This window comes from Achromobacter sp. 2789STDY5608621 (assembly GCF_001299375.1).
Taxonomy (GTDB): domain Bacteria; phylum Pseudomonadota; class Gammaproteobacteria; order Burkholderiales; family Burkholderiaceae_B; genus Achromobacter; species Achromobacter insuavis.
This window is the reverse complement of sequence record NZ_CYTU01000014.1, coordinates 66,179-92,355: the sequence shown is the minus strand read 5'-3', so window position 1 is coordinate 92,355 and position 26,177 is coordinate 66,179. Positions and strand designations below refer to the sequence as shown.

Genomic DNA, 26,177 nt, shown 5'->3' with positions numbered 1-26,177 from the left:
GCCCCGGCGCGATGATTACCTATTTTTAAGGCGTTCAGGCATGAAGATCACGGTCGTGGGTACCGGTTACGTAGGGTTGGTGTCGGGGGCGTGCCTGGCCGACATGGGCAACGACGTCATGTGCCTGGACGTGGACGCGGCCAAGATCGCCCTGCTGCGCCAGGGCGGCATTCCGATCTACGAGCCGGGCCTGGAAGACCTGGTGCGGCGCAACGTGCAGGCCGGCCGGCTGCATTTCACCGATGACGTGGCGCAGAGCGTGGCGTTCGGCGACGTGCAGTTCATCGCCGTCGGCACGCCGCCGGGCGAGGACGGCTCGGCCGACCTGAAGTACGTGCTGGCCGCGGCCCGCAACATCGCCCGCCACATGACCACCCGCAAGCTGATCGTGGACAAGTCCACCGTGCCGGTCGGCACCGCCGACAAGGTGCGCGCCGCGGTCGAGCAGGAGCTGGCCGCGCGCGGCGTCGAGGTGCCGTTCAGCGTCGCGTCCAATCCCGAATTCCTGAAGGAAGGCGCGGCGATCAACGACTTCATGAGCCCGGACCGCGTCATCGTCGGCGCCGACGACGACTACACCATCGGCGTCATGCGCCGTATCTATGAGCCGTTCCAGCGCACCCATGATCGCCTGATGGTGATGGATGTGCGTTCGGCCGAGCTGACCAAGTACGCCGCCAACGCCATGCTGGCCACCCGCATCTCGTTCATGAACGAGATGGCCAACCTGGCCGAGGCGCTGGGCGCCGACATCGAGCAGGTGCGCCGCGGCATCGGCGCCGATCCGCGCATCGGCTACCACTTCCTGTATCCGGGCGCCGGCTACGGCGGCTCGTGCTTCCCCAAGGACGTGCAGGCGCTGGTCAACACCGCCGCCGAGAATGCGCTGCCGATGCGCGTCATCGAGGCGGCCGAGGCCGCCAACCACGCGCAGAAGTTCCGCCTGTCGGAAAAGCTGGTGGCGCGCTACGGCGAGGACCTGAGCGGCCGCAAGTTCGCGCTGTGGGGCCTGTCGTTCAAGCCCAATACCGATGACATGCGCGAGGCGCCCAGCCTGACCGTGATCGCCGAGCTGACGCGGCGCGGCGCCAGTGTGCGCGCCTACGACCCGGTGGCCATGCACGAGGCCGGCCGCGTGCTGGCCGGCCAGGCCGGCGTGAGCTTCGCCACCGACATGTACGACGCGCTCGACGGCGCCGACGCGCTGTTGATCGCCACGGAATGGAAGGTCTTCCGCGCGCCCGACTTCGACCGCGTCAAGGCCCTGCTCAAGACCCCGCTCATCATCGACGGCCGCAACCTCTACACGCCGGCCGACGTGCGCGCCCAGGGCTTCGAGTACTCGGGCATCGGCCGCGCATGAAGATCCTGCAGCTCAACTTCGAGAAGGGCTGGCGCGGCGGCGAGCGGCAGACGCTGTATTGCATGCGCGCCTTCCGCAATGCCGGCCACCAGGTCGAAGTGCTGTGCCGCGAAGGCGGCCCGCTGGCCGAACGCGTGCGCCAGGAGGGCTTCGTGGCGCACACCGTCCGCAACGTGCCGGCGCAGCTGGCGTTTCTGGCGCGCGCGGGCAGCGGCTATGACATCATCCATGCCCAGACCGCCAACACCATCACCTGGGCGGTGCTGACCAAGTGGCTGCACCGGCGCCCGGTGGCGTTCTCGCGCCGCACCTCGTTCGTGGTCAAGCCGAACGAGGAATGGAAGACCGGCTACAAGTGGCGCCACACCGACCTGTTCGTGGCGATCAGCGACATGGCGGCCAGCGAGCCGCGGCGCCTGGGGCTGGACCCGGTCATCATCCGCAGCGCGGTCGAGCCGCACCAGATCAACCAGGCGAACGTCGCCGCGCTGGTGCGCGAGTTCGATCTGGAAGGCAAGAAGGTCATGGCCACGTCGGCCGCGCTGATCCGCGACAAGGATCCGGTGACGCTGGTGCGCGCGGTGGCCGAACTGGCCAGGACGCGGCGCGACTTCGTCTTCCTGCATTTCGGCGCCGGCGGCGACCGCGAACAGCAGGCGCGCGACGAGGCGCGCGCGCTGGGCGTCGAGGACGTCTACCGCTTCGCGGGCTTTCGCAAGGGCGTCGAGGATTTCTACAGCATCCTCGACGTCTTCGTCATGAGCTCCGAGGAAGAGGCGCTGGGCAGCAGCGTGCTGGACGCCTTCCTGCAGCGCGTGCCGGTGGTGTCCACCGACGCCGGCGGCTTGAAGGAAAGCCTGGCCGATGGCCGCGGCGTGCTGTGCGCGGTGGCCGATTTCCATGCCATGGCGCAGGGCATGGCGCGTTGCCTGGACGATGCCGCGTTCCGCCAGGAGATCACCGACCGTGCCTATGACTACGTGCGCGACGAGCACGACGTGCAGAAGATGGGCAACCGTTACCTGGCGCAGTTCGAGCGGTTGCTGGCGGCCCGCTGAGGCGCGTCGCTATGGCGCCCGCAGGTCGATGCGGGTCTCGAACTTGGCGCGATGCACCGAGAAGAACGTGCGCACGTTGCGCACGTTGGCGTGCGCGGTGAAGGCGCGGTGCGCCAGCGCGTGATAGGCCGGCATGTCCCGGACCTGCGCGATCACCACGAAATCCGGCCCCGGCGACACGCGGTAGCACTGCAGCACCGCCGGTTCGGCCAGCATGATCTGTTCGAAGGCGTCCAGGCTTTCGGCCGCCTGCACGTCCAGCGTGATCTCGACGATGGCGGTCAGCGTGCTGCCCAGCTTCTCGGCCGCCAGGATGGCCACCTGGCGCGCAATCACCCCTTCTTCCACCAGGCGCCGCACCCGCCGCAGGCAGGTCGGCGGCGAGGCATGCACGCGCGAGGCGAGTTCCTGGTTGGTCAGCGAATTGTCGTCCTGCAGCTGTTCCAGGATGCGCAGGTCCAGATCATCCAGTTCGGGGTGGGAAAGCGGCGGATTTTGCATGATTAATTCACCAATCCGTTATTCATGAAATATTATTTAATCACAAATATGTAAGTGAATAAACTGTCAAATCTGAGCAGATAAAGAAATCAAATTTCTTGGCGCTGCGCGCACAATGCGTTCCGTACTCGAACTTTCCGGAGTCTCTCCTATGTGCGGCATTGTTGGCGCCGTCGCCCAGCGCGACATCACCCCGATCCTGGTCGAAGGCCTGAAGCGGCTGGAATACCGTGGCTATGACTCCTGCGGCGTCGCCGTGTATGCCGACGGCCACCTGCGCCGCACGCGCAGCACCCAGCGCGTGGCCGAGCTGGCCGAACAGGTCGCCCAGGACCACCTGCAAGGCTTCACCGGCATCGCCCACACCCGCTGGGCCACGCACGGCGTGCCCGCCACGCACAACGCCCACCCGCACTTCTCGCGCCTGGGCAACGACGAGCCGCGCATCGCGCTGGTGCACAACGGCATCATCGAGAACCATGACGAACTGCGCGCCGAGCTGCAGGCCGTGGGCTACGTGTTCGAAAGCCAGACCGACACCGAAGTGATCGCGCACCTGGTCAACCACCTTTACGCGGGCGACCTGTTCGAGGCCGTGCAGAATGCCGTGCGCCGCCTGCATGGCGCCTACGCCATCGCCGTGTTCTGCCGCGACGAACCGCACCGCGTGGTTGGCGCGCGCCAGGGCTCGCCGCTGGTGGTGGGCGTGGGCCAGAACGAGAACTTCCTGGCCTCGGACGCGCTGGCGCTGGCCGGCACCACCGACCAGATCATCTACCTGGAAGACGGCGACGTCGTCGACCTGCAGCTGGCTCGCGTCTGGATCGTGGACGCCAACGGCAAGGACGTGAAGCGCGAGGTGCACACGGTGCACGTGCACACGGGCGCGGCCGAACTCGGCCCCTATCGCCACTACATGCAGAAGGAAATCTTCGAGCAGCCGCGCGCCGTCGGCGACACGCTGCAGGATATCGAGTCCATCACGCCCGAACTGTTCGGCGACGACGCCTACAAGATCTTCAAGGACGTCGACTCGCTGCTGATCCTGGCGTGCGGCACCAGCTACTACGCCGGCCTGACCGCCAAGTACTGGATCGAATCGATCGCCAAGATCCCGGTGGCCGTCGAAATCGCCAGCGAATACCGCTACCGCGACAGCGTGCCGAACCCGCGCTCGCTGGTGGTCACGATCTCGCAGTCGGGCGAGACCGCCGACACCCTGGCCGCGCTCAAGCACGCCCGTTCGCTGGGCATGGAAAACACGCTGACCATCTGCAACGTGTCGACCAGCGCCATGGTGCGCGAGTGCAAGCTGTCGTACATCACCCGCGCCGGCGTCGAAATCGGCGTGGCCTCGACCAAGGCCTTCACCACGCAGCTGACCGCGCTGTTCCTCTTGACGCTGGCGCTGGCGCAGGTGCGCGGCCGCCTGACCGAGGAGCAGGAGACCGAGCACCTGAAGGCGCTGCGCCACCTGCCCGTGGCCATCGGCTCGGTGCTGGCGCTGGAGCCGCAGATCATGGCGTGGGCCGACCGCTTCGCCTCCAAGGAAAACGCGCTGTTCCTGGGCCGCGGCATGCACTACCCGATCGCGCTGGAAGGCGCGCTCAAGCTCAAGGAAATCAGCTACATCCACGCCGAGGCCTACCCGGCCGGCGAACTCAAGCACGGCCCGCTGGCCCTGGTGACCGAGCACATGCCCGTGGTCACCATCGCGCCCAAGGACGAGTTGCTGGAAAAGCTGAAGTCCAACATGCAGGAAGTGCGCGCGCGCGGCGGCGAGCTGTACGTGTTCGCCGATGCCGACAGCAAGATCCAGAGCGCCGAAGGCATGCACGTGATCCGCATGCCCGAGCACTACGGCAAGCTGTCGCCGATCCTGCACACGGTGCCGCTGCAGCTGCTGTCGTATCACACGGCCTGCGCCCGTGGCACCGACGTGGACAAGCCGCGCAACCTGGCCAAGAGCGTGACGGTGGAGTAAGCCGCGTCCGAACAAGGCCGTTGGCCAAGAACGCGTTGAATTGATGAGGGGAAGCCGGACCGGCTTCCCCTTGTCGTTTCCGGGGCCGCCAAGCGGGGCCGCCAAGGACCGTTTGCCAGGTCTCGTGCGCGCCCGCCGGATCATGAGCCGAACTAATGATTTGATCGAAATAAAATCATTTTTATTCATGGAAGGCGCGACATAAAATACGACCCGAATGTTGACAGTGTCAATACTGCTAAATCAAAAAAATCCAAAAAAGCATTGGAAATTACTGAAAAGCAGGAAACAGTCGCGGGTTTTATTTCAGAAATTTGGGCGCCGGATCAGAATGAGTAAAGAGTTCACATTTGCCATCAAGAGCATTTGTTTCGACGAGGATTATCGTCCCGCGGACAATACGCGAATCACGACCAACTTCGCCAATCTGGCCAGAGGCGCGAGCCGTCAAGAGAACCTGCGCAACACGCTGGCGATGATCGACAATCGTTTCAATGCCCTGGCGCATTGGGACAATCCCAAGGGCGACCGCTATGCCGTCAACCTTGAAATCATTTCCGTCGAGCTGAATATCGAGGGCGAAAGCAGCGGCAATGGCCTGCCGCTGATCGAAGTGCTGAAGACCAGCATTCTCGACCGGAAAACCAATGAGCGTTTCGCAGGCATCGTGGGGAACAACTTTTCCTCCTACGTGCGGGATTACGATTTCAGCGTGCTGCTGCTGGAGCACAACAAGAACCAGCCCGCATTCAGCGCGCCGGAGAATTTCGGCGACCTGCACGGCAAGCTCTTCAAGAGCTTCGTGAACTCGAGCGCCTACAAAGAGAACTTCAGCAAGGCGCCCGTCATTTGCCTGAGCGTGTCGAGCAGCAAGGTCTACCAGCGCACCGAAAATCAGCATCCCGTGCTGGGCGTCGAATACCTGCAGGATGAATATTCGCTGACGGACGAGTATTTCAAGAAAATGGGCATGAAGGTTCGCTACTTCATGCCGCCGAACAGCGCCGCGCCGCTGGCTTTCTACTTCACCGGCGATCTGCTGGGCGATTACACCAATCTCGAGCTGATCAGCACCATCAGCACGATGGACACCTTCCAGAAGATCTATCGGCCCGAGATCTACAACGCCAACTCGGCCGCGGGGAAGTCCTATCAGCCGAGCCTGAAGCACCAGGATTATTCCCTGACGCGCATTGTCTACGATCGGGAAGAACGTAGCCGGCTGGCTGTCGAGCAGGGCAAGTTTGTCGAGGAAAACTTCATCAAACCGTATCAGGCGGTTCTCGAGCAGTGGTCCGCGGCTACCCCTCATTGATTAATAAAGAGCATCAGGTCTTATCGTGAAAAAATTGCTTCCCACCTCCACCGCCGGCAGCCTGCCCAAACCTTCCTGGCTGGCAGAACCCGAGACCCTGTGGTCGCCCTGGAAATTGCAGGATGGCGGACTGATCGAGGGCAAACAGGATGCCCTGCGCCTGTCGCTGCAGGAACAACAGCACGCCGGCATCGACATCGTCAGCGATGGCGAACAGACGCGCCAGCATTTCGTGACGACGTTCATCGAGCACCTCGATGGCGTGGATTTCGAGAACCGCAAGACCGTTCGCATCCGTGATCGCTACGATGCGAGCGTGCCGACGGTGGTGGGCGCCGTCGCCCGCCGCAAGCCGGTCTTTGTCGAGGATGCCAAGTTCCTGCGCCAGCAGACCAAGCAGCCGATCAAATGGGCCCTGCCGGGTCCCATGACGATGATCGATACGCTGTACGACGATCACTACAAGAGCCGCGAAAAGCTGGCCTGGGAATTCGCCAAGATCCTGAACCAGGAAGCCAAGGAACTCGAGGCGGCCGGCGTCGACATCATCCAGTTCGACGAACCCGCGTTCAACGTCTTCTTCGACGAGGTCAATGACTGGGGCGTCGCCACGCTGGAGCGCGCCATCGAAGGACTGAAGTGCGAAACCGCGGTCCACATCTGCTATGGCTATGGCATCAAGGCCAATACGGATTGGAAGAAGACGCTGGGCTCGGAATGGCGGCAATATGAAGAAGCCTTCCCCAAGCTGCAGAAGTCCAATATCGACATCGTTTCGCTGGAGTGCCACAACTCCCACGTGCCGATGGAGCTCATCGAGCTCATCCGCGGCAAGAAGGTGATGGTGGGCGCCATTGACGTGGCGAGCAATACCGTCGAAACGCCCGAGGAAGTGGCCAACACCCTGCGCAAGGCGCTCAAGTTCGTGGATGCCGACAAGCTCTATCCTTGCACCAACTGCGGCATGGCCCCGCTGTCTCGCGCGATCGCACGCGCCAAGCTGAGCTCCCTGAGCGCAGGCGCGGAGATCGTCCGCAACGAACTCTCGAACTGATTTCGAGACGGCAAATGGCCGTCGCAAGCTGCTTGCGACGGCCAGACTCGCAAGGCCTTCCGTAGCGCTTTCGCGCTGCGCCCCGTCGCCAGTATTCGGCAGTACCTACTATGTCACTCCTCAGTCCCGCCATCGAGCCGTTGCGCTTTCGTGAAGCGCTCGGGCACTACGCGTCCGGCATCACGGTGGTCACCACGCACATCGATGGCGAGCCGATCGGCTTCACCTGCCAGTCGTTCCACAGCGTGTCGATGAGTCCGCCGCTGGTGTCGTTCAGCGTGATGTCCAGCTCGGCCAGCTATCCGAAGATTCGCCAGGCCGGCCGTTTCGCCGTCAACATCCTGTCGGAAGCGCAAGTCGAGGTGTCCAACCAGTTCGCCCGGCGCGGCACGGACAAGTGGCGCGGCATCGACTGGCAGGAATCGCCGCTGGGCAATCCGCTCATTGCCGGCAGCCTGCACTGGATCGATTGCGAGATCCATGCGGAACACGCCGCGGGCGATCACGTGATCGTGATTGGCGAAGTGAAGGCGCTGGATCTGCAGGAAACCGCCGCCACGCAGCCACTGCTGTATTTCAAGGGGCAATATCGCAACATCGCCGCGCACGGCGCGGCGTGAACGCGTATCGCCGCTGGCCGCACCCTTGGTAGCCTGAGGTCGCGCGGCGCCCTTTGATCGACACGGTATCGAGCTGTCTTGAGTTCATTGAAACAGGCGCTGGGCGAAAGACGCTTCGCCTGCGTGCTGGAGATCATTCCCCAGCATGCGCCCGCGCGCCAGGCCGCGCTCGAACGGATCGTGCGGCGCGGGCGCCTGGCCGGCTGGCCGTTGCTGCCGGCCTTCGCCGATCGTGTCGGCCTGCATTCTGACCTGAGCCCGCTGCAAGGGGCCGGCGCGTTGGGCGATCCGGCTTCATCCCTGCTGCACTTTTCAGGCAAGGATCGCGCGCGTGCCGACCTGCTGCGCCAGATGGACGCGATGCAGGCGCGGGGCCTGTCGCAACTGCTGCTGCTCAGTGGGGACCGCCTGCCGGGCCATGATCCGGGACGGGCGCCCGTGCGCTATCTGGAGTCGGTGCCCGCGCTGCAGATTGCCCGCGAGCACGGCCCGGACTGGCTGCTGGGCGCCGCGTTGAACCCATTCAAATACCGCGAGGAAGAAGGCGCCGCGCAGTACCTGAAGGCGCAGAAGAAACTGCTGGCGGGCGCGGATTTCCTGACCCTGCAGCTGGGTTTCGACGCCGCCAAGCATCTCGAGGCCCAGGCCTGGATGCGCGCCCAGGGCCGCGTCAAACCCATGCTGGCCTGCGTGATGCAGCTGACCCACAGGCGCGCGGCGGCGTTGCAGGACGTGCCCGGCATCGTCATCACCGACGCCATGCGCGAATTGCTGGGCAGGGAGCAACAGATATCACCCGCCCATGCCAGCGCGCGCAGCCTCGAGCGGCTGGCGTTGCAGATCGTGGGCCTGCAATGGATGGGTTATGCCGGTGTGCATCTGTCCGGGGTGCATACGCTGGACGAACTGCTGTTGCTGGAGCAGGCGATCGCCGAGCAACGCGATGCGGTGACCTCGCTGTCCGACTGGGCGCAGCGATGGCAGGCGAGTTGGCGGATGCCCGGCATGCCCCAGGCAGGCTTCGCCCCTGACATTGACACGTGGGAGCTGGGGCAGTCCGATGTCGCCGCCACGCCTGGGGAGCGCTTGCGCTATGCGCTGCTTTCCACGGTGCATGAACAGCTCTTCAATCGCACGGGATGGCTCGGCAGCGCCTTTGGCTGGAGTGTGACGCGGCCGTTCTGGAAGACCGGCGTGGCGGCGCAGGCGCTGCACGCGGTCGAACGGACGCTCAAGCGGCCGCTGGTCGGTTGTGACACCTGTGGCACCTGCCGCTTGCAGGACACGCTCTATGTCTGCCCCGAGACCTGTCCCAAAGGGCTGGCGAACGGCCCCTGCGGCGGCACTCGGCTCAATCGGTGCGAATTCGGCGACCGGGAATGCGTGCACAGCGTCAAGTATCGGATCGCCAAGTCCGCGGATCAGTTGCCTGCGCTGGCGCAGACATTGATTCCCGGTATCGAAGCGGGCGACCGGCATCGCAGCTCGTGGCCCGAATGGTTCAAGCCGGAGGATCCGACGCCGGGCAATGATTGCCAATCGTTGCCAAAGTCTGGTTGACGCCTCGATGCTCCCTCAGAATGCACCACGCCTTGGCGTTTGCCTGCCTGTTGCCTGAAGTGGAGCCCATCCCATGCGTACCGAAGCGATTTCCCGACTGGCCGCGGTGGCGGCCGTTGCCGTGCTGGCGGGCTGCGCGCAACCTGTGTCGACCCGCGAAGTCGCGCTCAATGCCGATGGCTACACCACGCGCACCCTGTCGCCCGATGCCCTGCCGCCCGCGGTGCGGGCCAGGCTGCCGGCGGCGGGCACGCAGCCCATGGGGTTTCGCGTCTTGCGCCTGACGGGCACCCAGCATACCGTCGGCATCGACCACGTCGCGGTGGACAGCGAGTATGAGTTGACGTTCCACAATGACCGCGACGATGGCACGTTGCGCAGTATCTATATCGGCAAGCTCAATGGCCTGCCGGTCAACTACGTGTTGGCGCTCAACTATCGCAGCCTGGCGCTGCTGATCCATCAGGCCGGCGGATTCAAGGCCGCGCAGGTGCCGCCGCGCTGGATGGTGCGCGACATCCAGCAATGGCCGGGCGATGTGTTGGCCAATCCGCCGGAAAATGCCCGGTTCACGCTCGAGAGCGAGGGCGGATGGGAAGGGCGGCGGGCCGGGCCCAGGCAAACGCTCACCTGCGCCAGCGGCACGGATTATCCCGCCAGCCGGGTCCTGACGCAGATCCCGGGGCAGGCGCTCGATGTGAACTGCGTCGAGACCAGCGAGAACGGCGTGCCGGTCCGCAAGCTGCATTACGTCTTCCTGCGCCGATTCGGCCTCACCATTACCGCCGAGATCGCGACGGCCAGGTCGGTGACTACCATGACGGTCAAATCGGTTCGGGTAGAGTAGGCGCGGAAATGGCGGGCGAACCGAACCGCCCGCGACAACAGGCGTCGACGCTTGCCAGGTTCACATCCGAAAAATACAATGAGAATCGTTTTCATTGATACGGTGCGGCCTGGAAGACCTTCCGGGGCCGCCATGCTCCCATGGCTAGCGTTCTGTCTGGCGCGCCCGGTGCCACCGGCGCGCCGCCCTTGCGGAAGATCCACCACTTGCGCTCCGGCCTGAGCCTGCAACTGGCCTGCGAGACCGATAGCGACGCGTCGACCGGGCTGGCGATGGTCGATGATCATCTGCGGATCGTGCTGGTGCTCGACGGCCGCATCGACGTCAGCTACGGACGCAGCGTCCTGCGGCTGGCTCGCGGGCAAGGAGTCGACGCGGGGGTGGTGACGTTGCGCGAGCCCGAGGAATGCAGGCGAGTGGTGCTGGGCGGTGAATCGTCGCGCCGCGTCAGCATCGGCGTGAATCGGCAGTGGCTGGAAGAATCGTTTGGCGAGACCCGGGCGCTCGCACCACATGGGGTTCCCCATCTGGCCACGCGCAGCTGGCGCGCCTCGACACGGGCCCGGCTGCTGGCCGAGCAGCTCCTGAATCCACCGTCGCTGCCGCGGCAGGTCGCCGGCCTATATCTCGAAAGCCGCGCCATCGAATTGGTCATCGAGGCGTTGTCGCTCGATGGCGGGGCAGCCGGGCAGGCGACTGATCCGGCGCCGCAGCCCGCCGTTCTGCGCCGCCGCATGGTGGACCTGACGCAGTGGTTGCGGCGCCACGCCGGCGAGCCCCTGAGCATCGAGCAGATCGCGCGCCATATGAACACCACGCCCACCACCTTGCAGCGCCATTTCCGCCAGGCGCTGGGCATGACGGTATTCGACTTCCTGCAGCAGGAACGCCTGCGCCTGGCGCGCCAGGCGCTCGAAGCGGAGGGGATCAACGTGACGCAGGCGGCGGCAATCGCCGGGTACGCCAATCCCGGCAGTTTTTCGACAGCGTTCCGGCGCCATTTCGGCCTGACGCCGCGACAGGTGCGGGCGCGTCTGTAGCGGCGCCGGCGCTGGCGGCAGATCGCCGTTTGCGCGAACAAATCCGCCGTTTTCACGAACGACGCGCATCGGCACCCCATGCTCTACTCCAGTGAGAACAAATCTTATTTACTCGCAGGAGAAGTCCCGTGCCAGCCCTCGCGCCGAAGCGCCTCCCCTTCCGCCGCGCCGCTCGTCCGGCCAGGCGCCGCGCAGTCTATCCGCTGTTGCTCGCCCTGTCGGGGCAGGCTGGCGTCGCCTTCGCGGTCGACGAACCGGTCAGCCTGGAAGCCGTAACGGTCAATGCCTACCGGCCCGCAGAGACGATCGGCGGCTCGACCAAGACCGACACGCCGCTGCGCGAAGTGCCGCAATCGGTGTCGGTGATCGAGCGGCGCGAAATGGACCTGCGCGGCGTGCGTAACCTGAATGAGGCGACCCGCTACACGGCGGGTGTATTGCCCGAGAGCCAGGGCATCGACAACCGGGTCGATGATCTCTATATCCGCGGCTTCGATGCCGGCAGCTTCGGCGCGAACGTGATGCTCGATGGATTGCGCGCGCCGTCGGACAGCAGCCTGAGCTGGAACCGGACCTCGTTCAACACCTGGAACCTGGAGCGCGTCGAGGTGTTGAAAGGCCCGTCCAGCGTGCTGTATGGGCAGTTGGCGCCGGGCGGCATGGTGAACCAGGTCAGCAAGCTGCCGACGCTGGGAGAAGAGCAGGTGGTGCAGTTGCAGGTCGACGGTCACGGACGCAGGCAGACCGCGTTCGACCTGGGCGGCGCCAACGGCGACGAGAACGTGCTGTGGCGGCTGGTGGGCCTGTATGGCGACGGCGCGACACAGATCAAGCACACCGACCACGAGCAGTGGTTCATTGCGCCCAGCGCCACGATGTATTTCAACGATCACGCCACACGGTTGACGCTGCACGGCCTGTACCAGAAGGATCGGGGCGGCAGCACCTTCCAGTTCCTGCCCTATCAGGGAACGGTGGTGCCGGCCGCCGAGGGCTACATCAAGAACACCACGTTCCTGGGCGAGCCCGACTGGAACACCTACAACCGCGATATCTGGACCGCCGGCTGGCAGCTCGAACATCAGTTCAACGACGCATGGAAGTTCAGCCAGAACGCGCGCTACACGCACGTGGATTCGCTCTACCGCGCGACGGTGGGCAACGGGGTGCGCGGCGCCGCGCTCACCAACCTGAATACGCTCATCGGCGGCCGCATCCTCAATCGTCGCGCGGTGCAGGGCGAAGGCGATTCCGACGCGCAGACCATCGACACGCGCATCGAGGGCAAGTTCGGCACCGGACCGCTCACCCACACGATGATCGCCGGCTTCGATTGGCAGAAGACCGATTGGACCTTCTTGCGCCAGGCCGCGACCGTTTCGCCGGCCGTCATTGCCATCAATGTGTACGACCCGGTCTATACCCATTACGATTTCGAGCCGACGCTGGCCAAGCAGATGTCCACTCGCGAGACCGACTCGCAGTACGGCGTGTACCTGCAGGACCAGATTGCGCTGGACCGCTGGCGCTTCACCCTGGGCGGGCGGCAGGACTGGACGCGCATGGATTCCCTGAACCGCCTGACCGGTGTGCGCCAGGTGACCCGCGACGAGGCCTTCACGGGTCGCGCCGGCGTCACCTACCTGTTCGACAACGGCCTGGCGCCCTACTTCAGCTATTCGGAGTCGTTCCAGCCCACGGGCGGCACGACGCGCGCGGGCAGCGCCTTCAAGCCGACCACCGGCACGCAATGGGAGGCGGGCCTGAAGTACGAGCCGCGCCACATCGACGGCATGATCACCTTGTCGGCCTACGAGCTGTCGCAGCAGAACGTGCTGACGGCCGATCCGCTCAACGAGGCCGACGAGGCCTACCAGGTACAGACCGGCAAGGTGCGCGTACGCGGCGTCGAGCTGGAGGGCCGCATCACGCCGCTGCGGGGGCTGAGCGTCATCGGCGCCGTCACGCGCATGGATTCGAAGGTGGTGCGCAACAACGACGGCTATGCCGGCAACCGCATGATCCGGGTGCCCGAGTGGATGGGCTCGATGTGGGTGGACTACACCTTCCATGGCGGTCCGCTGGCCGGCCTGGGCATGGGGGCGGGCGTACGCTATGTCGGCGCGACCTATGGCGACCTGGCCAACAACCTGCACATTCCGGCCTACACGCTGTTCGATGCCGCCCTGCGCTACGACGCGGGCAAGATCGGCGGCATGAACCTGCAGTTGGCGCTCAATGGCAGCAACCTGGCCGACAAGCGCTACGTGGCCACGTGCTCGGCGGCCACCTCGTGCTACTACGGCACCGGGCGCACGGTCATGGCGACCGCGCGACTGTCGTGGTGACGACGCGCCGCCGACTGGCCGCGTGGCTGATGGCGCTCGCGCTGGGCCTGGGGGCGTCGGCGCAGGCGGAGACGGCGCCGGATTGGCCACGGCGCTTCGACAATGCCGATGGCACGCAGACCACGCTGGCCGTGGCCCCGCGGCGCGTGCTGTCGACGTCGGTGACGGTCAGCGGCACGTTGCTGGCCATCGACGCGCCGCTCATTGCCAGCGCCGGCGGCGCCAATGGCCGCTTTTTCGATCAATGGGCGGCGGTCGCGCGCGAACGCGGCCTCAAGCCGCTGTGGCCGGCCGGGCAGGTCGACCTGGAAGCGGCGTATGCGGCCCGGCCCGATCTCATCATCGTCTCGGCCACTGGCGCGGACTCGGCGCGCGAGCAACTCGATGCGCTGCGCGCCATCGCGCCGGTCATCGTGGTCGATTACAGCCACCAGACCTGGCAGGAGCTCGCGGTGCAACTGGGCCGGGCGCTCGGCATCGAGGCCGCAGCGACGCGCGCCATCGCGGGCTTTGACGCGCGGGTCGCCGCGGCCCGCGCCCGCTTGCGCATTCCCGAGGGCGCCGCCAATATCGTCAGCTACAACGGCCCGGGCACCAATAATCCCATCGCCACGCCCGCCAGTCCGCATGCGCGCCTGCTGGCCTCGCTGGGCTTCCGCATCGAGGCGCCCGATCCGGCCTGGCACGTGGCGCTGGGCGCGCCGGGCGATTTCGTCTGGGCGCCCTACGAGGCGCTGACGCGCCTGACGGCGCGCACCACCTTCGTGCTGCGCGCCGACGCCGCGGGCGCCGGCGCCCTGCTGCGCGATCCGGTGCTGGCCAACCTGCCGTCGGTGCGGGCGGGGCAGGTCTACGGCCTTGGCCGCGACGCCTTTCGCATCGATGCGTACAGCGCCGGTCAGATCATCGACACTCTGCTCGAACGCTTCGGCATATGACCTTCCCGCACCCGCCGGCCGCGCGCCGCCGCCTCGCCTGGACCTTGCTGCCGGCCTGCATGATCGCGATCGCCCTGCTGGCGTTGGCGAGCCTGATGGTCGGCGCGCGGCCGTTGTCGCTGGCGACGGTGGAGCACGCGCTCACCGCCTTCGATGCGCGTGACAGCGAGCACCTGCTGCTGCGCCATCTGCGCTTGCCACGCACCGTGCTGGCGCTGGTCGCGGGCGGGGCGCTCGGCGTCGCCGGGGCGCTGATGCAGACCCTGACGCGCAATCCATTGGCCGATCCCGGTCTGCTGGGCGTCAATGCGGGCGCGGCTGCGGCGATCGCCGCCGCCATGGCGCTGGGCGCCGCGCACGGGCCGGCGGGGCAGGTGATGGCGGGTTTTGCCGGCGCGGCGGCGGCCGGCGCGCTGGTCTATGCGATCGGCGGGCTGCATCGCGCGCACGATCCGCTGCGGCTGGTTCTGGCCGGCGCGGCGATATCGGCGATCCTGCTGGCCGTCACGCAGCTCATCACCCTCAACAGCGAGGAGCGGGTCTTCGATCAGTTCCGCCATTGGGTGGTCGGTTCGTTGCAGGGGCGTTCGGGCCAGGTGCTGGTGGCCGTGCTGCCGGCCGTGGCGCTGGGCTCGGTGGGCGCGTTGGCGTTGGCGCGCGCGCTGGATGCGCTGGCGCTGGGACAGGACCTTGGCAAGTCCCTGGGCGCGCGGCCGCGCCTGGTCTGGATCGGGACCGCCGTCGTCATTGTGTTGCTGGCTGGCGCGGCCACCGCCGCCGCCGGCCCGCTCGCCTTCGTCGGGCTGGCCGCGCCCCACGTGGCGCGCCATGTCTGTGGCCCCGGCCATCGCCGCGTGATCCCCTGCGCCGCGCTGGTGGGCGCCTGCCTGCTGCTGGCCGCGGATACCCTGGGCCGCGTGATCGCGGCGCCGGACGAGATCAGCGCCGGGATCATGGCGGCAGTGCTGGGCGGGCCGCTGTTCGTGGCGCTGGCGCGCCGTGCCGGGATGGGCTGACATGCGCGACGCGATCCATTCGATGGCTTGGTGGCGGCCGCGCGTGGCCGGCGCGGCGCCGCGCGCCGCGCTGGCCGGCCTGGCGTTGCTGCTGTCGGCCGGGATCCTGGCGCTGGTCGCGCTGGGGACGGGCAGTGGCGGGCTGTCGCTGGGCCGCATGCTCGACATGCTGGCCAGCGGCCCGCCGGCGACGTCCGGCGAGCAACTGATCCTGGGCTTTCGCCTGCCACGCGTGTTGACCGGCCTGTTCGTGGGCGCCGCGCTCGGCGTATCGGGGGCGGTGTTCCAGTCGCTGTCGCGCAATCCGCTGGGGTCCCCCGATCTCATCGGCTTCACCACGGGCGCGGCTTCCGGCGCCTTGCTGCACATCATCCTGTATGGCCCGTCCGTGATCGGCGCGGCGGGAGGCGCGGCCCTCGGCGGCCTGCTGACCGCTGCCATGGTCTGGCTGCTGGCCTATCGCCGTGGCGGAATGAGCGCGCGCCGGCTGGTGCTGGTCGGCATCGGCGTGGGCGCGATGCTGCATGCCGTGAACGGCCTGTTGCTGGTCAAGGGCGACCTGGATCATGCGCTGTTGGCGAATCTCTGGTTGTCTGGCTCCCTCAATGCGCGCACCTGGACGCATGCCTGGCTGGCGGGGGGCGCCCTCGCGTTGTGCCTGCCCCTCGTGTGCGCGTCGGCGCGCGGTCTGGCTTTACTGGAAATGGGCGATGACCTGGCCAACCAGCTGGGCGTGCCGGTGGCGCGGGTGCGCGTGACGATGTTTTTCTGCGCGGTGATGCTGGCGTCGCTGGCCACGGGCGCGGCCGGGCCGATCGCCTTCATCGCGCTGGCCGCGCCGCAACTGGCCCGGCGCCTGCTGGGCGGCGCGGGCCCCTCGATCATCGGCTCGGCCGCCATGGGCGCCTGCCTGGTGATCGGCGCTGACGTGCTGGGCCAGCGGCATCCGTGGCAATTGAACCTGCCCATCGGCAAGCTGACCGGCTTGCTGGGGGGGCTTTACCTGATCTGGCTGCTGCTGCGCCGCGGCCCCCGCTGACACAATCCGATTGCGAAAAGCCTGCATGCGCGACTGCCCTCCACCTCCGCCCTCAGATGTCGTGTTGCGCGCGCGCGGACTCACGCTGTCGCATGAGCTGTCGCCCGTGTGCCAGGACCTGGACCTGGATATTCCCGCCGGACGCATCACCGTCATCCTGGGGCCCAACGGCTGTGGCAAGTCGACGCTGCTGCGAGGATTGGCCCGCCTGCTGGCGCCGCAGGCGGGCCGGGTGGAACTCGAGGGCAAGGCGCTGCAGCGTTATGGCGCGCGCGAACTGGCGGCCCGGTTGAGCCTTCTGCCCCAGGCGCCGCAAGCGCCAGACGGCATTCGGGTAGGGGAGCTGGTCGCGCGCGGCCGTTATCCGCACCAGACCTTCTGGCGGCCCTGGTGCGCGGCCGACGACGAGGCGGTGCGGCAGGCCCTGGCGCAGACCGGCCTGACCGCGTTGGCCGACCGGCCGGTGCACACCCTGTCGGGGGGGCAGCGCCAGCGCGCATGGCTGGCGTTCGCGTTGGCGCAGAACGCGCCGGTGATGCTGCTCGACGAGCCCACTACCTATCTCGATATCGCCCACCAGCTCGAGGTGCTGGACCTGTGCCGTCGGTTGAACCGGCAGCAGGGCAAGACGCTGGTGATGGTGCTGCATGACCTGAACCAGGCGGCGCGCTATGCCGATCACATCATCGCGCTGCGCGACGGCAAGGTCGAGGCCTGCGGGCCGCCGGTCGACGTCCTCACGCCGCAGCGGGTGCAGCGCCTGTTCGGCATCCGCTGCGTGGTGATGGCCGATCCCGTGTCCGGCACGCCCCTGGTCGTGCCCATTGCCAGCGCCGCTGGCGATTGAATGCGTATTTCAAGGAGTTCCGCGTCATGCAGTCATCCCCCTTGTGCATCGGATTGTCCCTGGCCGCCACGTGGCTGTCCGCCTCGGCATGGCGGCGGCCGGACAGCCAGGTCGAGCGCTTGTGCGACCTGGATTTCTACCGTCGTGTCGCGCAGCGCGCGGAGGACGCCTGCCTGGACTTCGTGTTCCGCCCCGATGCGTTGTTCCTGGACCTGCCGGCGCTGGCGCAAGGCCCGGGTTTCAGCAGCCTCGACCCGGCGCTGTTGTTGGCTGCGCTGGCGCGGGACACGCGGCACATCGGTCTGGTGACGACCGCCGCCACCTCGTTCAATCCCCCCTACGTGGTGGCGCGGCAATTGCAATCGCTCGATTGGATCAGCGATGGCCGCGCGGGCTGGAACATCGTCACGGCGCTCGACGGCAGCCAGAACTTTGGCGATGCGCCGCTGCCGCCGTCGGCGCAGCGCTATCGCAAGGCGTTGGAGTTCACCGAGGTGGTGCAGGCGCTGTGGCGCAGCTATCCGCAGGACGCGGTGCTGGCGGACCGGACATCCGGGCGGTACGCCGATCTGGCCCGCATTGGCCCGATCGCGCATCGCGGCGAGTATTTCAGTGTGCAGGGGCCGTTGAATGTGCCCGCCCGCGCCGGCGGCCGCATTCCCCTGTTCCAGGCGGGCGCCTCGGACTGGGGGCGGGATTTCGCCGCCCGGGTGGCCGACGCGGTGTTTGCCGCAACGCCCGACGTGGCTTGCGGCCAGGCCTTGCGGCAGGACCTGCGGCGGCGCGTGGCCGCCTATGGCCGCGAGCCGGACGCGATACGGATGCTGCCCGGCCTGAGCTTGTACCTGGCGCCCACCCGGGCGCAGGCCCGGGCGCTCCATGAGGCGACCCACGCGGGCCAGGATGCGTCGCGCAAGCGCCATTACATCGGGCAGGCGCTCGGCCTGGACGTCGAGCACCTTGATCCGGCGGCGCCCATTACGGCGCGCATGCTGGGGCAGCCGCAGAAGGGGTTGCGCAGCCCGACGCATGCCCAGTTGCTGCGTCGTCTGATCGAACGCGAGCAACCCTGTCTGCGCGAATTGCTGGCGCGGCCCGAGGCCAGCGCGTCGGCGCATTGGACGGTGGTCGGCACCGTCGACGATGCGGTCGATGCGATCCGCCAGCGTGCCGACGCCGGGGCGGCAGACGGCTTCATCGCCCTGCCGGGCGGCGCGATGCAGTCGCTGGACCTGTTCCTGGAGGCGGTGGCGCCGCGGCTGGCGGCGCTGGGGTTGGCGCGGCGCGCATATGCCAGCACGACGTTCGCGGGCAACCTGGGGTTGGCGTGAGGGTCGACGGCGCGTGCGTTCGCGCCGCCGGCTAGTTAATGACCTTGCCCTGCCGGTCGATCGATTGCCAGTCTCCGCCCGACCACCAGCGATGCTCGCCATCGCTTTCATTCTTGCAGCCATGGCCCACGCTGGCCTTGCCGTCCTTGAACGGAAAGGCGCAGTCGTAGACCGGGGCGACGACGATGGCGCCCGTTTCCTCGTCGGCATAGCCGATCTTGCCGTTCAGGCGGATGCGGTAGCGCCCGTCCTGCGGATAGTCAGGCCCGTTGTCGAACAGGTAGACCTGGTAGGGCTCGCGCAATTGCACGTCGGCGACACGGAATCCGCCGGCCTGTTTGTCGAGGTAGATGCAGTAGCGAAATGGATTGCTGGCGAGGAAGCACTCGTCTATCCATTCGGGCTCCAGGGCCTGTTGCTTCAAGGTCGCGCGGGCCTGTGCGGCGGCGTCTTCGATGTCGGCCTGGGCGATGGCCGGGAGCGGCAGGGCCAGCAGGACGAGCAGGAACGGGCGGATGAAGGACATCGCGGAGGGCGGCAACGGCCGTGACAAGAGGGACGGAGCGTCATCATATGCCGCTTCCCGCGAGCCGCGCGGCGCCGGGGTGAAACCCCGGGGCCGTGAATGGCGGCAAGACGCCGCCGGGTCAGGCCGACGCCGTCATGGCGCCGCCGGCATCCATGCTGGCGGCGCCCAGGCCGCCACTGTCCAGACCGCTCATTGCGCCGCCGCCTTCGATCGCGTGCGCCGTCTTTTCGGCGTCGGCCAGGGCGTCCTGCACCTCGGCGACCTGTTTCTGGGTGGCCTTGTCCTGCATGCGCAGCTTGCTCTTGAGCATGGCGAGCAGTTCCTTCATGGCGCGGATGGCGTCGCGCACCGCCTGGGCATCGTCCTGGCGGCGTTTCTGCTCGACCTGCCGTTCCTGGCGGGAGTCGGCGGCGGACGTCGACTTGTCGTCCTCGCCGCTGGCGCCGTCGGGTTTGTCTTGCTCGCCGGGCACCGAGACGCCCTTGGCGGCGTCGCGCGGCGCCGGGGTCGCGCCTTGCGCCGCGGGGGCGGGATCCGCCGCGTCGGCCGTGTCGGCGGCGGTCGCGACGGCGGTGTCGCTGGCGGCCGCATAGGCCGCCACGGCGCGCGAGGCGGTGGCGGCGCTGGGCGCGGCGGCCTGGGCCGATGCCGCGTCGCCGGCATCGGCTGACGCGGGCCCGGCGGCGTTGGCGCCTTCGGCCGTGGCGGCCTGCGAGACGGTGGCGGCGGGGCCGTCCGTCGCGGGGCCGCCGGCGCCCTGCACAACGGGCGCCGTCATGGCGCCAGCGGCGCCCGCGGCCGGCGCGGCGCCGCCGCTGCTCTTGAGCGCCGCGGCGGCCTGGCCGAGTTCGCCGGACAGCTGGCGCAGTTCCTGCAGGATGGATTTGGCTGCTGCCTTGCCCAGGAACATCAGCATTTTCTTGAGCATCTCGATGCGCTGCTTGATCTGCGAGACGCGGGAACGGGCGAAGTCCTGGCGCGACTGGGCCGCATCGACGGCGAGCTGCGAGATGGCCTTGCGCGCCTTGGCGGCGCGTTCCAGGGCGTCGTCGCTCAGCACCACGCGGACCGAGACTGGGCGATCGCTGGTCGCGGTCTCCGGGTCCTGCGCCTTGGTATCGGCGTCGGCGTCGCGTCTGGCGGCGCGCGGATCGTTGCCCGTGGGGGCGGCGGGGGGAAGGACGCTGTCGGTGGCCAAGGGCTGCATGGGAGATTCCGGTAAGGCGGGACACGTGGCATCGGGGACGGGCCGGGCGGCCGCTGCCCGCGATGGCGAGGTGACACGACATGTACGGCAGTCCGGCACGCATTCTTTAACCGGAGGGAGGCGGGAATCGGTCCGAGAACACGCCGTGGCCATGCGGCGGTGGTATCTTCTGCCCCATGTCCGCCCGTGATTCCTCCCTGTCCCTGTCCAGCGCGCCGGTGGCGCCCGGCGCCGCTCAGCCCTACGTGCAGGCCTCCGGCACCACGCGCACCCTGCACTTTTCCGAAAAGGTGATCCAGAGCCGCATGTCGACGCTCAACCCGGACGCGCTCGACCTCGAATACACGCGGATGATGATGGGGTTCGTGCTGTTCGCGCCGGAGCCCGCCGACATCCTGATGGTGGGGTTGGGCGGCGGTTCGCTGGCCAAGTTCTGCCATCGCTACCTGGCGCGCTCGCGCATCGAGGTGGTCGAGATCGATCCGGCGGTGATCGCGCTGCGCGAGGCGTTCATGGTGCCGTCCGACAGCGACCGCTTCCGGGTGGTGCGGGCCGATGGCGCCGATCACGTGCGTGGCCTGCGCGAGGCCGCCGACGTGCTGCTGCTCGACGGTTTCGACGATGCCGGGATTCCGGACGCGCTGTGCTCGGCGGACTTCTACGCCGACTGCCACCGCGCGCTGCGCGACGACGGCATCCTGGTGATCAACTTCCATGTGAATCATCCGCTTCACCACGAGTACCTGGACCGGGTGCGGGCCGCGTTCGGCAGCGCGATGTTCGAAGTGGTGGACGACGACATGACCAACAGCATCGTGTTCGCCTGCAAGGGCGATCTGCTGGACGATCCGGCGGCGGCCGACCTGAAGCGGCCGGCCGCCATCGCCAAGGACGCCTGGCGCCAGCTGATGCCGACCCTGCGCGTGATCGGGGCGACGCGGGAATTGAAGTAGCGCCATGGCCGGCTGACGGCGCGGCCGTCCAACATCTGGTTGCGGGCGGCGGGCTTTTGTTGCAACTGGCCGGCCAACGTGTCGCGAGGGCTTGATAGCATCCCCGCTTTCCCCCGACAGGCAGGCTCCCGACCATGAGTATCTTCTCCCGCTTTTTCGGCCGCTCCGATTCACCGGGCGAGACCGCGGCCTTGACGGCCAATCCCGATATCGACAATCCGTTGAGCCTGCAGGTCGTGTTCGCGGCGCCGCTGGCCGTGAAGGCCGATGCGTTGGCGGCGGCCTTGCGCGCCTATCACCCGGAGACGCGCCAGGCGCGCGCCGAGATCGAGCCGGACATGCCGCAGCTGCTGGGCATGGTCGGCTGGGGCAAGCACGTGGTGCGCCTGGTGGGATTCGACGCGCCGTTGCCGCACGATGCCCTGGAAGTCTGCGTGGCGCCGGCGCACTACCCGGCGCAGGTCAAGGAACAGGTGCGCGCCCACGTCAGCCACGTGCTGCTGTATTACGCCGGCTTCGACGAGGATCCGCTGGAGCAATACGTGGCGATGGCCGCGGTGGCCGGCGCGTTGGGCCGCTTCAACGCGATCGCGGTGCTGAACGAGCATGCGCACACCTCGCTGCCGGCCGGCGTCTTCACCGACGATTCGCTGGGCGACGAAAGCCTGGAGGTGCTGCGCTCATTGCCGCTGACTATGCTGTATTGCGGCTTCGTGAAATACGAGGTCGAAGGCGTGCAGGGCGTGTGGATGCGCACCTACGGCGGCGACGCCTTCGACCTGCCCGATTTCGCCGTGCTGGCCGACGGCCACCACCAGGGCGAGGAGTATTCCGGCATGTTCAACAACATCATGGCCTACATGCTCGACAGCGGCGCCGAACTGGCCGCCGGGCATACCATGCAGATCGGCGAAAACCGCTACATGAAGCTGCGCGAGCCGCAGGAAGCCGAGTACTACCTGCAAGGCCCGGGCCCGGTGCTGGTGGCGGAGATCATCGACGCCTCGCAGATCAACCAGCCCGAAGCCGACACCCAGCACTGACGCCCCGCCGGGCCGGCGTTCGTCCGGCCCATCGCGGCGCCCCGGCCGGGCGCCGCCGCATCCTGCCTTTTCTCTCCCCTGAATCGTTTCATTTGGAAATATTATTTCCAGAGGGGAGAGCTATTTTTGTCCCGGTAAAAAAGCGCCGTAATACGGCATGTCAAAAATAGGACATGTAGAAGCGCCGCCATAGGCCATCAATCGCCGGAGTTACGGGCATCAATGCGAAATACCGCATTTCGATCCGTCACTTCCAAATATGACCTATGTATTCAATTGTATATACTCGCTGCCGGATTTCTTTCTTTCAATCGACGCCCGGCGGGGTTTGGCGCGGGCTTGCAGGAGAGTGGCATGTTGAAGAAGGCTGTACAGCTTGGCGCGGTAACGATGTTGTCGCTGGTGGTCGCGGGTTGCGCCACCGAACGCTCCCAGTCCGTGGCGGTCCCCGCCGTGGCAGCGGCCAGCAAGCCCTATCAAGGCGTGCGCAGCCCGATTTCGGTGGGCAAGTTCGACAACCGCACCAACTACCTGCGTGGCGTGTTCTCCGACGGCGTGGACCGTCTGGGCGGCCAGGCCAAGACCATTCTCGTCAGCCATCTGCAGCGCAGCGGCCGGTTCCAGGTGATGGACCGCGAGAACCTCTCCGAGATCGCCCAGGAAGCGGCGTTCAACAAGAAGGCCAGCCAGATCAAGGGCGCGCGCTACGTGGTGACGGGCGACGTGACCGCCTTCGGCCGCAAGGTGACGGGCGACCAGCAGCTGTTCGGCATTCTCGGCCGCGGCAAGGAACAGGTGGCCTACGCCAAGGTCGACCTCAACGTGGTCGACGTGACGACGTCCGAAGTGGTGTATTCCGCGTCCGGCGCTGGCGAATACAGCCTGTCCAACCGTGAAGTCATCGGCTTCGGCGGCACCGCCGGCTACGACTCGACGCTGAACGGCAAGGTGCTGGATCTGGCGATCCGCGAAGCGGTCGACCGCCTGGTCGACGGTATCGAACAGGGCGCCTGGCAGCCCGCCCAACAGTGAGAGGACGTCCCATGTTGAACAATCTGGCGAAGGGTCGCCCGGTCGCGCTCGGGCGCGCCGGTCGCATCCTGGCGGTGGCCGCCCTGGCGGGCGCGCTGAGCGCGTGCGCGCAACCCAAGAGCATGTACAGCTGGCAGTCGTACCAGCCCTCGGTCTACGCCTACCTCAAGGACGACGGCGCCGACCACGCGGCGCAGACGCTGGCGATGGAAAAGAACATCGAGACTGCGCGGGCGACCAACGCGGAACTGCCGCCGGGCTTCCGCGCGCATCTCGGCATGCTGTACCTGAAGATGGGTGAAGGCGCCAAGGGTGTGGAACAGCTGGAAGGCGAAAAGGCGGCCTTCCCGGAGGCCAAGCCGTTCATGGACTTCCTGCTGCGCAATGCCAGCAAGACCGCGGAAAACGCGCCCCAGGCCACTCAGCCCGAGGCGGCAAAGCCCGAGGCGCCGGCTGGCCAGGCCGCGCCCGCGCAACCATCCAAGAAGGGAGCCTGACATGACCACGACCCTCCGTATCGCCGTGCTGGCGCTGGTGGCCCTGCTGGCCGGTTGCGCCGCGCCGCAACGCAATGTGGACTACGCCGCCTTCCGCGAAAGCAAGCCGGCGTCGATCCTGGTGCTGCCGCCGCTCAATACCTCGGTGGACGTGGCCGCGACCGCCGCGGTGCTGTCGCAGGCCACCCTGCCGCTGGCGGAATCGGGTTACTACGTGATCCCGGTGGCGGTGATGGAAGAGACGTTCAAGCAGAACGGCCTGACCAGCGCGGATGAAATCCATGAACTGCCGGCGCCCCGGCTGCGCGAGATTTTCGGCGCCGACGCCGCGTTGTACATGACCGTCAAGCAGTACGGCTCGAGCTACGCCGTGCTTTCCAGCTCGATCACCGTTTCCATCGACGCCGCGCTGGTTGATCTGCGCACGGGCGCCAAGCTGTGGGATGGCAGCAAGCAGGTGGTGCAGGCCAGCAATGGCGGCGGCGGCCTGATCGGCATGCTGGTGCAGGCAGTGGTGGACCAGGTGGTCAACACGCTGTCCGACCGCAGCTTCGGCGTGGCGGGCATGACCAACAACATGCTGCTCAGCGCCGGCACGCCGGGCGGCATCCTGTACGGCCCGCGTTCGCCGCGCTACGCCGCGCAGTAAGTCCCCGACGCTCGCATCGGGTCGCACAGCCCTCGAACCGTTGCCACGGTTCGAGGGCTGTGTCGCATTCGGCGCCCGCTGGCGTGGGCCGTCCGATCAGGCCGCGCAGTTCGCGCTCTGCGCCACGCGGCGCCGGGCCGGCCAGACGCGCAGGGCCAGGGCGCCGAGCGCCGCCGCCGTGGCCACCGCGGTCACGCCGATCCAGCCCCAGTGCGCCAACGCCAGGCTGCCGAGCGCGCCGCCCGCGGCCATGCCGATGAAGACGCTGACCATCAGCACCGCGTTGAGCCGGCTGCGCGCGGCGGGGTCGATGCCGTAGACGATGCTCTGGTGCGCGATCAGCGCCACCTGGATGCCCAGGTCGAAGCCGATGGCGCTGGCGGCGATCAGCCACAGGCCGGATTGGGCCGACAGCAGCGGCAGCAGCGCCATGGTGGCGAACGACACCGCGGTCAGCGCGGCGCCCAGGCGGCTGACGGCGTTGGGGCCGCGCCGGTCGGCGTAGCGGCCGGCCAGCGGCGCCGCCAGGGCGCCAGCGGCGCCGGCCAGGCCGAAGGCGCCGGCCGCCGCCGCGCCGAGGTGGAACGGCGCTTCGTGCAGCATGACCGCCAGGGTCGACCAGAAGGCGCTGAAGCCCAGCGACAGCAGGCCTTGCGCGGTCGCGGCGCGGCGCAGTTCGCCGTGCTGGCGCCACAGGCGGGGCAGCGAGCGCAGCAGTTCGGCGTAGGGCAGCCGCGAGGTCGGCGCGAACGCGGGCAGGCCGCGCCACAGGGCCGCGCCCAGCGCCACGATCGACACCGCGGCGGCCAGGAACATGGTGCGCCAGCCGAGCTGTTCGGCGACGAAGCCGCTGATGACGCGCGACAGCAGGATGCCCAGCAGCAGGCCGGTCATCACCGTGCCGACGATGCGGCCGCGATGCGCGGGCGGCGCCAGCGTGGCGGCGGCGGGCACGATGTCCTGCGCCAGGGTGGCGGACAGGCCGATGGCGAAACTGGCGGCCAGCAGCACGCCGATGGCGGGGGCGACGGCGGCCAGCAGCAAGGCCGCGGCAAGGGCGCAGGCCTTGATCAGGACGATGCGCTTGCGGTCGTAGCGGTCGCCCAGCGGCGCCAGCAACAGGATGCCGAACGCGTAGCCCAGCTGGGTCAGCGTCGGGATCCAGCCGAGCTGGCTGGCGCTGGCGTGCAGGTCCGCGCCCAGGATGCCGAGCATCGGCTGGTTGTAATACAGGGACGCAACGGCCAGGCCGGCGCCCATGGCGAGCAGCAGGACCAGTCCGGCGGACGGGTCTTGGGTGGCGGGCGCGGGATGCGCCCGGGTATCGGAGGACATGATGGGGTTCCGTTCAGGAAAGAGGCCGCGAAGAGGGCACGGCGCAGATTCTGAGCGTCCGCCCGGGCCGT

Annotated in this window: 24 protein-coding genes; 20 read left to right on the top strand and 4 right to left on the bottom strand. The window is 67.5% G+C overall.

All coding sequences use genetic code 11. The features are described 5' to 3' along the window. The first annotated feature begins 40 nt into the window (after positions 1-40). Both AOZ53_RS15830 and AOZ53_RS15825 read left to right on the top strand, forming a co-directional pair. A complete protein-coding gene (locus tag AOZ53_RS15830; RefSeq protein WP_054433801.1) occupies positions 41-1,363 on the top strand; it encodes a UDP-glucose dehydrogenase family protein in 1,323 nt (440 codons plus the stop codon). Then, positions 1,360-2,421, top strand: a complete 1,062-nt coding sequence (locus AOZ53_RS15825) for a glycosyltransferase family 4 protein (protein WP_054477436.1) — start codon at positions 1,360-1,362, stop codon at positions 2,419-2,421. The genes AOZ53_RS15830 and AOZ53_RS15825 overlap by 4 nt, the downstream gene beginning before the upstream one ends. A 9-nt stretch (positions 2,422-2,430) precedes the next feature. On the opposite strand, the gene AOZ53_RS15820 is transcribed toward AOZ53_RS15825, so the two are convergent. Then, positions 2,431-2,922, bottom strand: a complete 492-nt coding sequence (locus AOZ53_RS15820; protein ID WP_054433805.1) for an Lrp/AsnC family transcriptional regulator — start codon at positions 2,920-2,922, stop codon at positions 2,431-2,433. 151 nt (positions 2,923-3,073) lie between these two features. On the opposite strand from AOZ53_RS15820, the gene glmS reads away from it, so the two are divergent. The 13 genes from glmS (at position 3,074) to AOZ53_RS15755 (ending at position 18,861) form a co-directional block, all read left to right on the top strand. Next, positions 3,074-4,906 carry a glutamine--fructose-6-phosphate transaminase (isomerizing) gene (gene glmS / locus AOZ53_RS15815; RefSeq protein WP_054433807.1) on the top strand — a complete coding sequence of 611 codons (1,833 nt, stop codon included), beginning with the start codon at positions 3,074-3,076 and terminating at the stop codon, positions 4,904-4,906. Between the two features lie 331 nt (positions 4,907-5,237). Continuing rightward, positions 5,238-6,221 carry a DUF1852 domain-containing protein gene (locus AOZ53_RS15810; protein ID WP_054488437.1) on the top strand — a complete coding sequence of 328 codons (984 nt, stop codon included), beginning with the start codon at positions 5,238-5,240 and terminating at the stop codon, positions 6,219-6,221. 25 nt (positions 6,222-6,246) lie between these two features. Beyond that, complete coding sequence (locus tag AOZ53_RS15805) at positions 6,247-7,275, top strand: methionine synthase (RefSeq protein ID WP_180180076.1); 1,029 nt, start codon at positions 6,247-6,249, stop codon at positions 7,273-7,275. A gap of 110 nt (positions 7,276-7,385) precedes the next feature. Continuing rightward, complete coding sequence (locus AOZ53_RS15800) at positions 7,386-7,895, top strand: flavin reductase family protein (protein ID WP_054488435.1); 510 nt, start codon at positions 7,386-7,388, stop codon at positions 7,893-7,895. 87 nt (positions 7,896-7,982) lie between these two features. Further along, positions 7,983-9,455, top strand: coding sequence for a methylenetetrahydrofolate reductase C-terminal domain-containing protein (locus AOZ53_RS15795; RefSeq protein ID WP_197286494.1), 1,473 nt, complete (start codon positions 7,983-7,985; stop codon positions 9,453-9,455). Positions 9,456-9,528: 73 nt separating this feature from the next. Beyond that, a complete protein-coding gene (locus tag AOZ53_RS15790; RefSeq protein WP_054488431.1) occupies positions 9,529-10,302 on the top strand; it encodes a hypothetical protein in 774 nt (257 codons plus the stop codon). Positions 10,303-10,490: 188 nt separating this feature from the next. Beyond that, complete coding sequence (locus tag AOZ53_RS15785; protein ID WP_197286493.1) at positions 10,491-11,342, top strand: AraC family transcriptional regulator; 852 nt, start codon at positions 10,491-10,493, stop codon at positions 11,340-11,342. A 128-nt stretch (positions 11,343-11,470) separates the two neighbouring features. Next, complete coding sequence (locus AOZ53_RS15780) at positions 11,471-13,690, top strand: TonB-dependent siderophore receptor (RefSeq protein ID WP_231690623.1); 2,220 nt, start codon at positions 11,471-11,473, stop codon at positions 13,688-13,690. Continuing rightward, entirely contained in the window at positions 13,687-14,628 is a 942-nt protein-coding gene (fepB, locus tag AOZ53_RS15775) for a Fe2+-enterobactin ABC transporter substrate-binding protein (protein WP_231690622.1), read from the top strand. The genes AOZ53_RS15780 and fepB overlap by 4 nt, the downstream gene beginning before the upstream one ends. Next, the gene (locus tag AOZ53_RS15770; RefSeq protein ID WP_054433820.1) at positions 14,625-15,644 is read left to right on the top strand and encodes a FecCD family ABC transporter permease; all 1,020 of its coding nucleotides are present in this window, start codon (positions 14,625-14,627) and stop codon (positions 15,642-15,644) included. Before fepB ends, AOZ53_RS15770 begins: the two co-directional genes overlap by 4 nt. Before the next feature lies 1 nt (position 15,645). Beyond that, entirely contained in the window at positions 15,646-16,683 is a 1,038-nt protein-coding gene (locus AOZ53_RS15765) for a FecCD family ABC transporter permease (protein ID WP_156333402.1), read from the top strand. Positions 16,684-16,708: 25 nt separating this feature from the next. Beyond that, on the top strand, positions 16,709-17,530 hold the full coding sequence (locus AOZ53_RS15760; protein ID WP_054488427.1) for an ABC transporter ATP-binding protein: 822 nt from the start codon (positions 16,709-16,711) through the stop codon (positions 17,528-17,530). A gap of 26 nt (positions 17,531-17,556) precedes the next feature. Further along, positions 17,557-18,861, top strand: a complete 1,305-nt coding sequence (locus AOZ53_RS15755; protein WP_054488462.1) for an NtaA/DmoA family FMN-dependent monooxygenase — start codon at positions 17,557-17,559, stop codon at positions 18,859-18,861. A 31-nt stretch (positions 18,862-18,892) separates the two neighbouring features. Here AOZ53_RS15755 and AOZ53_RS15750 read toward each other — a convergent pair whose 3' ends face one another. Next, positions 18,893-19,387 (bottom strand): WG repeat-containing protein, encoded by a 495-nt coding sequence (locus AOZ53_RS15750; protein ID WP_231689820.1) that lies wholly within the window; start codon positions 19,385-19,387, stop codon positions 18,893-18,895. A gap of 121 nt (positions 19,388-19,508) precedes the next feature. Next, complete coding sequence (locus AOZ53_RS15745; protein WP_054488425.1) at positions 19,509-20,597, bottom strand: hypothetical protein; 1,089 nt, start codon at positions 20,595-20,597, stop codon at positions 19,509-19,511. Between the two features lie 176 nt (positions 20,598-20,773). Here AOZ53_RS15745 and AOZ53_RS15740 point away from each other — a divergent pair, with 176 nt between their 5' ends. The 5 genes from AOZ53_RS15740 to AOZ53_RS15720 all read left to right on the top strand — a co-directional run bounded on the left by AOZ53_RS15740 (position 20,774) and on the right by AOZ53_RS15720 (position 24,771). Continuing rightward, positions 20,774-21,550 (top strand): fused MFS/spermidine synthase, encoded by a 777-nt coding sequence (locus AOZ53_RS15740; RefSeq protein ID WP_054488424.1) that lies wholly within the window; start codon positions 20,774-20,776, stop codon positions 21,548-21,550. A gap of 134 nt (positions 21,551-21,684) precedes the next feature. Next, positions 21,685-22,593 carry a DUF4261 domain-containing protein gene (locus AOZ53_RS15735; RefSeq protein WP_054434022.1) on the top strand — a complete coding sequence of 303 codons (909 nt, stop codon included), beginning with the start codon at positions 21,685-21,687 and terminating at the stop codon, positions 22,591-22,593. Positions 22,594-22,947: 354 nt separating this feature from the next. Beyond that, the gene (locus AOZ53_RS15730; protein ID WP_035359874.1) at positions 22,948-23,625 is read left to right on the top strand and encodes a CsgG/HfaB family protein; all 678 of its coding nucleotides are present in this window, start codon (positions 22,948-22,950) and stop codon (positions 23,623-23,625) included. An 11-nt stretch (positions 23,626-23,636) separates the two neighbouring features. Beyond that, the gene (locus AOZ53_RS15725; protein WP_054434021.1) at positions 23,637-24,122 is read left to right on the top strand and encodes a DUF4810 domain-containing protein; all 486 of its coding nucleotides are present in this window, start codon (positions 23,637-23,639) and stop codon (positions 24,120-24,122) included. 1 nt (position 24,123) lies between these two features. Then, the gene (locus AOZ53_RS15720; protein ID WP_054434020.1) at positions 24,124-24,771 is read left to right on the top strand and encodes a DUF799 domain-containing protein; all 648 of its coding nucleotides are present in this window, start codon (positions 24,124-24,126) and stop codon (positions 24,769-24,771) included. A 96-nt stretch (positions 24,772-24,867) separates the two neighbouring features. Here AOZ53_RS15720 and AOZ53_RS15715 read toward each other — a convergent pair whose 3' ends face one another. After that, positions 24,868-26,106, bottom strand: a complete 1,239-nt coding sequence (locus AOZ53_RS15715; protein ID WP_054434019.1) for an MFS transporter — start codon at positions 26,104-26,106, stop codon at positions 24,868-24,870. Positions 26,107-26,177 lie beyond the last annotated feature (71 nt).